The 10355-nt window shown below is 32.9% G+C and carries 8 protein-coding genes; 3 read left to right on the forward strand and 5 right to left on the reverse strand.

The features are described from left to right. Nucleotides 1-374: 374 nt before the first annotated feature. The 3 genes from C7954_RS12790 to C7954_RS12800 form a co-directional block, all read right to left on the reverse strand. A complete protein-coding gene (locus tag C7954_RS12790; RefSeq protein ID WP_134060223.1) occupies nucleotides 375-1160 on the reverse strand; it encodes a nitroreductase family protein in 786 nt (261 codons plus the stop codon). A gap of 46 nt (nucleotides 1161-1206) precedes the next feature. Beyond that, complete coding sequence (locus tag C7954_RS12795; protein ID WP_134060225.1) at nucleotides 1207-2550, reverse strand: phosphomannomutase/phosphoglucomutase; 1344 nt, start codon at nucleotides 2548-2550, stop codon at nucleotides 1207-1209. Between the two features lie 192 nt (nucleotides 2551-2742). Then, nucleotides 2743-3711 (reverse strand): bile acid:sodium symporter family protein, encoded by a 969-nt coding sequence (locus tag C7954_RS12800; RefSeq protein WP_134060226.1) that lies wholly within the window; start codon nucleotides 3709-3711, stop codon nucleotides 2743-2745. Nucleotides 3712-3907: 196 nt separating this feature from the next. Between C7954_RS12800 and C7954_RS12805 the strand changes: the two genes are divergently transcribed. The 3 genes from C7954_RS12805 (at nucleotide 3908) to C7954_RS12815 (ending at nucleotide 7774) form a co-directional block, all read left to right on the forward strand. Beyond that, nucleotides 3908-5629 (forward strand): ABC transporter substrate-binding protein, encoded by a 1722-nt coding sequence (locus tag C7954_RS12805; protein ID WP_134060228.1) that lies wholly within the window; start codon nucleotides 3908-3910, stop codon nucleotides 5627-5629. Between the two features lie 3 nt (nucleotides 5630-5632). Further along, complete coding sequence (locus C7954_RS12810) at nucleotides 5633-6601, forward strand: ABC transporter permease (RefSeq protein ID WP_134060230.1); 969 nt, start codon at nucleotides 5633-5635, stop codon at nucleotides 6599-6601. A 75-nt stretch (nucleotides 6602-6676) separates the two neighbouring features. Then, entirely contained in the window at nucleotides 6677-7774 is a 1098-nt protein-coding gene (locus tag C7954_RS12815) for an ABC transporter permease (protein WP_134060232.1), read from the forward strand. Between the two features lie 102 nt (nucleotides 7775-7876). Here the strand turns inward: C7954_RS12815 and C7954_RS12820 are convergent, their stop codons facing one another. Together C7954_RS12820 and C7954_RS12825 are read right to left on the reverse strand one after the other, a co-directional pair. After that, nucleotides 7877-8746 carry an ADP-ribosylglycohydrolase family protein gene (locus tag C7954_RS12820; protein ID WP_089719423.1) on the reverse strand — a complete coding sequence of 290 codons (870 nt, stop codon included), beginning with the start codon at nucleotides 8744-8746 and terminating at the stop codon, nucleotides 7877-7879. A 441-nt stretch (nucleotides 8747-9187) separates the two neighbouring features. Next, complete coding sequence (locus C7954_RS12825) at nucleotides 9188-10063, reverse strand: DegV family protein (RefSeq protein WP_089719421.1); 876 nt, start codon at nucleotides 10061-10063, stop codon at nucleotides 9188-9190. Nucleotides 10064-10355 lie beyond the last annotated feature (292 nt).

Genomic DNA, 10355 nt, shown 5'->3' on the forward strand with positions numbered 1-10355 from the left:
AGCTGGAATATTTAATTTGTTAAAACTATTTATTTTATTGTTGTTTTGTGGTAAACTCATATCAGAATCTCCTTTTTGGTTTTGGTATGGTTTTTTGTCCTAAAAACATTTTACCACAAACCTTAAGGGAGATTCTATTTTTTTTATTCAAAAAAATTTGAACTAGATTTACTGTTTAAAGATTATCATAACTGGATTCGGTATTTTTACTTGCCGAATTCAAGTTAAAAATATATTAACTTATTATTAATATTCTAGAGATAGCTGCTGAATCCTTTTTATTAAAACTGGCATCAAAAAAGCCGCGGAATTAAAACCGCGACTTTTAGTGTTTTTAAATTTTAAAATTATTATATTCAATTATCTTTTATAATTTAATTATCTTTAACAAAAGAAGCAAGTCCTAAACCACCAAATTCAATTCTTCCAGTAACTCCACCATCTAAAGCTCCTATTTCTAAGTGGAGAAGTGCAATTCCACATTCTAATCTTCTGTAAGCTGAAGGCTCACTTTTGCAATCTACAACTAATTTACCTTCACCATAGTAAAAACGCCAGGGCTGTCTATTTAGTCTTGAAGGAGCATAACTGGCTATTTTGATGGCATTTTTTACCCAACCAGGCCAATCTGAATCATAACCATCAGGGCATAATTCTTCTATATCTTTACGGTCTCGATGCGGAAAGAGTTTCGAGATAAAATGTCGGGTTAAATTATAATTTTCTGATGAATATCCAATAGGACTAACTGCAACTAAGCGCTCGCCTCTTTCCAAATCAATTTTAAGATTTGATCTTTCAGGAACATATCTGCCGCCAATCCAACAACTGCCTAATCCATGGGCTGTAGCTTCTAAAATAGCTGCTTCACCAATGTAGCCCATTTTTGTCCAGCGGTGTTCACCATTGTCATTTAAAATAAAAGCGATAAACGCAGGAGATTCAGTGAAATTACCATATTTACCTTTTAAAGCAGGTAAAATATCTTTAACAGACTTTTTTATTAATTTTACTCTGACTTCTGGATAAATATTATTTAATTCTTCAAATTTCTTCTCAAGCGATTTTATAGTAAATGGCTTAATTTCTTTAGTCATATATTTTTGTTGAGAATAACGAGTCAACACAGCCTCATACCATCTTTTAACAGGAATATTCATAGGACCCGCCCCTTTCTTAGATGAAGCTCAATTAATTAAACTTTGATTAGTCAACATCCATGACTTTTTTGATTTCAGCTAACTTTTCTGCAAGCACAGATTCGGTTTTAGCTTCAACGACTAATCTTAAATATGGTTCAGTATTTGAAGGTCTTACATTAAACCACCAATCTTTGTATTCTAAACGGTAACCATCAAAATCATAAAAACTTACTGGTTCTTGTTTCTCGAAGAAATAATCCTTTAAATTCTCCATTACCTCTGCTTTGTTTTCAATTTTAAAGTTAACCTCACCAGAAGTTGCATATTTATCTAATTCAGCAATATATTCAGAAATAGTCTTGCACTCGTCTTTTAATCTTGCGGCAACATTTAAGACAACTAAAGCAGTCAGCATTCCTGAGTCACAGTAGAAAAAATCTTTGTAATAATAGTGACCGGCAAGTTCTCCTCCACAAATACCATCTATTTCTCTAAGCTTCAGTTTTGCATAGGCATGACCCACCTTCCACATATGACAATTACCACCCAGCTCTTTAATATGCTCTTTGACAGACCAGGAAGTACGGATATCATATAAGACATTTTTTCCCTTGCCCTGCTTAATATAGTACTCTGCCAGTAAAGCAATAATTAAATCAGGAGAAATAAAGTTTCCTTTTTCATCTAAAAACATTACCCGATCTCCATCACCATCAAAAATAAGTCCCATATCAGAACCTTTTTCCAATAATAATTCTTTCAGATCTTCTCTATTTTCTGCTTCTAAAGGATTCGCTTCGTGATTAGGAAAAGTTCCATCAAGTTCATTATATAAATAATGGGGCTGATCACCAAAGATTGCATCAGTTAAAATTGCAACCATTCCATTAGAAACATCAATTGAAAGGTCGAGTTTTGATAAATCTGGTAGATATGATTTCTGGAATTCTATATATTCAGCTTTTAAGTCATGTTCTAAAATATTACCTTTTTTATTTTTGCCAACTGGTTTAACTTCCTTAGTTTCTATCATTTCTTCTAATTCTTTTAAACCAGAATCATAACCTACAGGCAGTGCATTTTCTCTAGAAATTTTTAAGCCATTATATTCAGGTGGGTTGTGAGAAGCAGTTATCATCACTGATGCCTTATAACCATGTTTTGCAGTCCCATAATAAACCATTGGTGTTGTTGCATATCCAATTTTATAGACATCTGCTCCCCGGTCTGTAATACCAGCTGCCAGAGCTTCGAATACCTCTGGGGTTGATTCGCGATCGTCATAACCAACTAATACTTCATCAGCTGCCAGCAGTTCTGGTAGAAAATATCCAATTTTATAAACATCTTCTTTGTTAAAATCTTTATTATATACTCCTCGAATATCATATGCTTTAAATGCTTTCAAAATATCGCCTCCTAATTACCTTTATTTGAATTAAAACATAATTTTTCTGTAAAATCTATTTTTAATAACTCTTTCTATTATATATATTCTATGTTTATTAATTTTTTCCTTGTTTAAAATCAAAAAAGAGCCCAAAGCAGATTTTGCTTTAGACCCTTTTCCAGTTTATCATTTATTATTTTACAATTTTTCTTATGAAACTTTTGCTTCCTGCTGCAGCTCTTTATTTGCTAAACTATCTGTCTTTCTGGACCAATAAGTGGCAACTAATGGTCCCGAGATGTTATGCCAAACGCTAAAGATAGCTGCAGGTATTGCGGCTGCAGGACTAAAATGTGCAACAGCTAAAGAAACTGCCAAACCGGAGTTCTGCATACCAACCTCAATACTTAAAGCACGCTTTTTGGCTTCTTCCAAACTTAGCTTATCTCCTAAGAAGTAACCACTTATAATACCAAGTACATTATGTAAGATTACAATTAAAAATATTGCCGCTCCTGTTGTAGCAATTTTCCCGGAATTAGCCCCCACAACTCCACCAACAATTAAAACTATTGCTATTACTGAAACAGCTGGTAATGATTTAGTCACAGCCTTTAGTTTAGAGCCAAATAAACTGTTGATGATAAGCCCTAAAACTATTGGGATTAAAACAATCTTAACTATCGAAATAAACATCGCACCTGCTGAAACTGGAATCCACTTTCCGGCAAGCCAGACTGTTAATAAAGGAGTTACAACTGGTGCTAGAAATGTAGATAAAGTTGTAATTGAAACTGAAAGTGCAACATCCCCTTTTGCTAGATAGGTCATTACATTTGATGCTGTTCCACCAGGACATGTACCTACTAAAATTACTCCTACTGCTAATTCTGGCGGTAATTGAAAAACAACTGCTAAACCAAAGGCAATTAAAGGCATCAATGTGAATTGTGCCAATGAGCCTATGAAAATTTCTTTGGGATTTTTTAAAATATTTTTAAAATCTTCAACCTCTAAAGTCATCCCCATTCCAAACATGATAATTCCAAGTAACACGGTCACTTGGGGCAGAACCCACCCAAAAACAGATGACTGAAAAAAACCTATCACTGCTGCTATAATCGTCCAAACAATAAAATAATCCCCAATAAATTTAACTGCTTTTTCTAATGTTTTCATAATCTCCTCCCCTTCTCTCTCCTAAATTAATTTAGATGTTAGTCTAACATATTAAGAATTTAAATTCAATAATTTTTAAAAATTATTTTTTTCTCAAATTCAAAAGTAAAAATAGCTTAAGAATTTTGCAGGATTTGACTCTTTTAACAAGAATATTATTTTAATAAGTACTTTAAGGAGAAGGGAGTAGATTAAAATGACTAAAAAAATTATTACTATATTAATATTAATATTAATTCTATTTATTTTTAATATCAGCGCAGCCGCAGAATTAAAAGACCCCTGGATTTCAGAAAAAGAACAGGGGCAGCACGGAGGAACTCTGATTACAACTTTACTGGGTGATCCAAAAACATTTAATACAATTATTGCTAAAGAAACATCTTCTTCTACTATTACTGATGGCTATATTTTTGAAGGCTTAGTAACCCGTAATGGGGTCACTACTGAATATGAGCCTGAGCTGGCTAAAAGTTGGGATATCTCTGAAGATGGTAGAAAATATACTTTTTATTTAAGAGAAGGAGTTCAGTGGAGTGATGGAAAAGAATTTAAAGCCGATGATGTAATTTTTACCTTTGATGTAATTAAAGATGAGAATATTCCCACCAGCAGTCGTGATGTTTTGAAAGTTAATGGTGAATTTCCAGTATACAAAAAAATTGATAAATACACTGTTCAATTTACTTTACCAGAAAGTTTTGCTCCATTTTTAAATAATATGACGGCCCCAATCATTCCCAAACACAAACTTAATGAAGCCTGGGAAAAGGGCGAATTTAATAACAGCTGGGGAATTAATACTGATCCTGCCGAAATCGTTGGTACTGGACCATTTAAATTAGTAGATTACAAAAATGGAGAAAGAGTAGTAATGGAAAAAAACAATTACTACTGGCGTCAAGATCCAAACGGCAAAACACTACCCTATATTAATAGATGGATTAGAGTTATTGCTGAAAGCCAGGAGACCGAATCACTGCTGTTTGAAAAAGGTCAAACTCATTATTTGTCTGTCAGAGGAATTGATTACCGCAGAATAAAAGCAGAATCTGAAAACAATAATTTTTCTGTTGTAGATGCTGGACCAACTTTTAGCACTAATTTTTTAGTTTTTAATATGAATCCCCGTAATCCTAATTTGGAGGATGAGCCTTATAAATATGAGTGGTTTACAAATCTTAATTTTAGAAGGGCTATTGCCCATGCTTTTGATAAAGAAACTATGATTAATCAAGCTTTGGCAGGTCAGGGAACAAAACAGTGGAGCCCCATAAGTATTGCAAATAAAGTATATTTAAATGAAGGTGTAAAAAGATATCCATATAATCTCGAAAAAGCAAGAGAAGAACTAGAAAAAGGCGGCTTTAAATGGAATGAAAATGGTGAACTCCTGGACGCTAATAATAACAAAGTTGAATTTACCATGGTTACCAATGCTGGTAATAATGTGCGTGAGTCTTTAGTTAATATAATAGCCTCTGAATTAAGAGAATTAGGCATCAAAGTTAATTCAACCCCAATCGAATTTAACAAAATGGTTAATCAACTAAGCAGCGAGTGGAATTTTGACAGTATTTTGATTGGTCTAACAGGTGGAGTGGAACCACATCAGGGAACAAATGTCTGGATGTCTAATGGCCATCTTCACATGTGGAATCCAGTCCAGGAAGAACCAGCTACCGAATGGGAAAAACGGATTGATGAATTATTTGTCAAAGGAAGCCAGACTGTAGATCTTGAAAAAAGAAAAGAATACTATAATGAATTTCAGGAAATTGTTGCAGAAAAACTTCCTGTGATTTATACAGTAACTCCTAATTCTCTTTACGCTGTACGAGACAGCCTTAAAAATACTGAAGTTACTGCTTATGGTGGAGTGCTCTGGAATATTCATGAACTATATCTGGAGAATTAGACGATGAGAGATTATATAATTAGGCGCATTCTAGTTGTTATTCCACTTTTATTTGCAATCTCTCTTCTCTCTTTTTTCATCATGCAGCTTTCACCGGGTAGTTATTTAGATGATTTGAGAATGAACCCAGATATCTCCGAAGAATTAATTCGGAAAATGGAAGCAGATTTTGGTTTAGATCAAAATATTTTTATTCAGTACTTTTCCTGGCTCAAAGAAATTTTACAGGGTAACCTTGGCGAATCATTTACCTATCGAATTCCTGTAGCTCAAATTATTGGCAGTCGCTTGTTTAATACTCTGCTTTTATCTGCTGCTGCTATGCTGATCAGCTGGGGGATTGCTATTCCAATTGGTATTTATTCTGCAGTCCATCGTTACAGTTTTTTGGATAATATATTCAGTGTTTTTTCTTTTATCGGTCTTTCTATCCCTAATTTTTTCTTTGCGCTACTGCTTTTGTTTTCTATTGTCAGATTTGACATTCCCTTACCGATCAATGGTATGACCAGCATTATGTACGACTATATGAGTCCAATGGAAAAAGTAATTGATATTCTAAAACATCTGCTGGTACCTGCCGTAGTTTTAGGAACTGCTGGTACTGCATCCTTAATGAGACAGATGCGGGGACAAATGCTCGATGTAATTAATAAAGATTATATTAGAACAGCAAGGGCAAAAGGCCTAAAAGAAAAAAAGGTAATCTATAAACATGCTTTTCGCAATGCGATTAATCCAATGATAACAATCTTTGGTTTTCAGCTCAGCTCTCTTTTTAGTGGAGCCGCTTTAACAGAGATCGTAACAGGTTGGCCAGGTTTAGGTAGAATGATGCTGACTGCAGTCAGATCTAAAGATCTATATTTAGCGATGGCTGGAATGATGATGGGAAGTTTAATGCTGATTATTGGTAATTTAGCTGCAGATATTCTGCTGGCATTAAATGATTCCAGGATAAAATATCAATGATCTAAATTGACTTAAAATCAATTCTGATTTGTATTGATCTAAATTTAATAAATACTAAGATACCGGAGTGTTAATATGCAGCATAAATTAAAATTAGATGATCAAATAAAAGTTAATAGTACTAAAACTCTCTGGCAGAAAAATTTAGCGAGATTATTGAAAAATAAATTTGCCCTGATAGCTGCTGTGATTATCTTTCTACTTTATTTTTTAGCAATTTTTGCGCCTTTTTTTGCTCCCTACAGTTCAACAAAAAACTTCAAAAACAAGTTCTTCCATCCACCAACTAAAATTCATTTCACTGATGAAAATGGCTTAACTTCACCCTATATTTATGGAACTGAAGTTAAAGAAGGGTGGGCTGAGTATGAAATTAATAAAGAAAAGAAATATCCAATTAAATTTTTTCAACAAGGTGACAGCTATCAATTTTTAGGAGTTTTTGAAAGCAATATTCATTTATTTGGGGTGGAGGCTGATCAACCTATTTTTATTTTAGGCAGTGACAATTACGGCCGGGATTTATTTACGAGAATCTTATATGGTGGACGAGTTTCATTATTTATCGGTTTCATCGCTATTTTTATTACTACTTTTATTGGTTTAATCATGGGTGGAATCTCAGGTTATTACGGAGGCTTTATTGATTCAGTTATTATGAGAGCTGTAGAAGTGATAATGTCTATCCCAAGTTTTTATCTACTCTTAGCACTGGCTGCTGTACTACCACTTGACCTTTCTTCTGCTTTTAGATTCTTTTTAATCGTTTCTATTTTAGCTTTTCAGGGGTGGGCAGGTATGGCAAGGGTTATTAGAGGTATGGTCTTATCTGTTAAAAGTGAAGATTATATTGCAGCTGCTAAAGCATTAGGTGCTGATGATAAGAGAATCATTTTAAAACATATTCTTCCATCGACAGCAACTTACGTCATAATTAGGGCAACTGTAGCTATTCCAGGTTATATTATTATGGAAAGTGGGTTGAGCTTTATTGGCCTCGGAATCCAGGAACCTTCTGCCAGCTGGGGTAATATGCTAAGTGCAGCACAGAATATTACTAAAATCTCAGATTTCCCCTGGCTTTTATTACCCGGTTTATTCATTTTTATTACTGTTTTAAGCTATAATATCTTAGGTGATGGTCTCAGAGATGCGCTTGATCCTAAATCCTAAATATCAATATTAAAATTAAAATCAACTCCTATTTCAGAGTCTTTTTCTTTAATTAATTCTTTTAATGAATCGACTGTTAAAGGTGTTTGTGGATTAATTATCTTAATTTAACTTTAACAGTAATTCGTTAACATTTTCTGATTTATTAAAACCAGCAGTTAATTTATCTGGTAAAGCATCTAATCCCTCAGCCGCTGCCATTACTGCAGCAATTACCATTGCTCTAGCTGAAGTATCTCCGCCTGCCATAATATTAAGTGTTAAAGCTTCCAGGAGATCATCAGCATTCCAGAGAACATCAAGCACAATTGGAAAGCCCTGCTCAGTTGAGCAGCCCTGACCGCGGTCATCTGCATTTGCTACAATTTTATCTTTAGATCCGATTTTTTCAAAAGACTCAGCAGTAAATTTATTTAAATCTTTATTAGCTTTAATAGCTTCTTTATAATCTTTGCCTGCCAATACATCTTTAATCACAGCAAAAACAAATTTTGCAGTCTGATCAACAACTTGGCTGTTATGAGTTAAATGAACTAGGTCTAAAAAATCTTTTTGAATAATATCTTCTTCTAAAAATAACGGCAGACTGCGTGCAATTCCACCTAATTCATGATTGTCAGCCCCTGTAAAATTATCTGAATTCTTAAGTTTTTCCAGTGAATCTTTCATTGCATGGTCCATATACATCTCATTATTTTCTAAATACTCAATCCAGTCATCTCTAAACTGCTTTAGATCAAAACTCTGATTATTAGAGATTGACTGCAGCAGTGCAAAAGCTTGTTCACCATAATGTGATAAGTCTCCAGCTTCTTTTCCTTCGTGGAATTTAGCCATAGGAGTTCTATATTCTTCAATTATTCCGCTGTATTCTTCCTTTAATTTATCTGTACTGTAAACCCAATGAGCACCGAATGAAAGTGCATCTGCAACAAAAACTGCTTTTATTAGTTCTTTTCTTTTATTTTGCATTAACAAAACCTCCTTATATCTCAACTAAGTTTTAATATTATTATATCCACGCTGACTAAATAATAATATTAAATTGATTACATGTTTTTAGAAAGGCTATTAATTATCTGAAACTGACGAACTGAAACCACTAATGAATAATCTTTTACAACAGAGTATGGTCTTTGATTTATTAGACACTGAAACAATAGATATTGATGCTTCGAATTTAGAAAATTACAACTGATATCTATGAACATATTCTTTTTAAGCAGGAGTTTCAGGCTATTATACCAATTATTCAAATTAAAAGGCTTATTCTTATAATTTGCAGATAATATTTTTAAAATTAAACTAAATTAAGCGTATTATGAAATTCGATTAGTTATTATTTTTTATTAAATAATTATTTAAAAAAGTGCAGTTTCCCTATTTACAGGTAAGAGCTGCACTTTCTCTTATTTATACTAAAAAATCTCCACTTAAAACAATAACAGCATAGACTGTAGGTCCCACATGACACCCTAGAGTCGCACTGATGCGGCTGTTAAAAATTTTTAGATTCAAATTTTTGTCTTTTTTTACTTCTTCTATTAATTTATTTTTTGTCTCTGTAAGGTCAGCTTTGCGATCTCCATGAGCAAATCCAAGCCAGTTATTTTTTTCATTATCAATTTTTTCTTTAATAATTTTTATAATTTTGTCCTGAGCCCGGTGCGGTCCTCTAACTTTGGCAATTGGTTTAACCTTACCGGTTTCAGTACTAATTGAAATTACAGGGTTAATACTAAAGATAGAACCTAAGAATGAGCTCGCTTTACCGATACGGCCACCTTTTTCCATATAAGTTAAGTCCTTCACTGTAAAATATAAGTATAAATTCCTTTTTGCACTTTTAATGGTTTTAATTATATCATTTAAGTCTTTATCTTTTTCAATTAATTTTGCTGCCAGAATAACTAACATACCCAGTCCTAGAGAAATACTTGCCGAATCAATAACAGTAATTTTTTGGTCTTCTATTTCGCGAGCAGCTAATTTTGCTGATTCAAAAGTACCGCTGAGAGCAGCAGAAATATGAATAGAAAGCAGATGATCATATTTTTCCAGCATTTTTTTGTATTTTTTCATAAATAATGCCGGGGCGGGTCTTGAAGTATGTGGTAGTTCTTTATTTTTATTCAGCTTTTTAAAAAAACTTTTTGGATTGATATCAACACCATCCTTAAATTCTTTTTCTCCAAAATGTACTGATAGAGGGATAACCTCAATATTATATTTTTCTATTAATTTTTGATTTAGATCACAGGTACTATCAGTTATAATTCCAATACTCATTTTTCTGCTCCTTTCATTAATTAAAAGTCATAATCCTAAATTATTCATAGCAGCCACAAAATATAATTTTCCTTTGATTTAACTCTAAAATTATCTGATTTAAGATTTTAAAATAGATTTTTGAGTTTAATTTTTAAAAAAATCTATTTTTTGTTATTATGGTAAAAATCACTATTAAAATTGGGTATAGATATCCTGTAGTCTTCCTTTATTTTCTTAAAATTTTACAGTTCTTTTAGAATTCAATGTCAACCAAATTCTAAACTCTGTATATTATCCAGTACTTTAAAAA

It is taken from the genome of Halanaerobium congolense, from assembly GCF_004366375.1.
Lineage (GTDB): Bacteria > Bacillota > Halanaerobiia > Halanaerobiales > Halanaerobiaceae > Halanaerobium > Halanaerobium congolense.

What these genes read in the sequence shown, in the direction of transcription:
- C7954_RS12800 (WP_134060226.1), bottom strand. Translation starts at nt 3,711, where the DNA reads ATGAAAACATTAGAAAAAGCAGTTAAATTTATTGGGGATTATTTTATT.
- C7954_RS12790 (WP_134060223.1), bottom strand. Translation starts at nt 1,160, where the DNA reads ATGAATATTCCTGTTAAAAGATGGTATGAGGCTGTGTTGACTCGTTAT.
- C7954_RS12805 (WP_134060228.1), top strand. Translation starts at nt 3,908, where the DNA reads ATGACTAAAAAAATTATTACTATATTAATATTAATATTAATTCTATTT.
- C7954_RS12810 (WP_134060230.1), top strand. Translation starts at nt 5,633, where the DNA reads ATGAGAGATTATATAATTAGGCGCATTCTAGTTGTTATTCCACTTTTA.
- C7954_RS12815 (WP_134060232.1), top strand. Translation starts at nt 6,677, where the DNA reads ATGCAGCATAAATTAAAATTAGATGATCAAATAAAAGTTAATAGTACT.
- C7954_RS12825 (WP_089719421.1), bottom strand. Translation starts at nt 10,063, where the DNA reads ATGAGTATTGGAATTATAACTGATAGTACCTGTGATCTAAATCAAAAA.
- C7954_RS12820 (WP_089719423.1), bottom strand. Translation starts at nt 8,746, where the DNA reads ATGCAAAATAAAAGAAAAGAACTAATAAAAGCAGTTTTTGTTGCAGAT.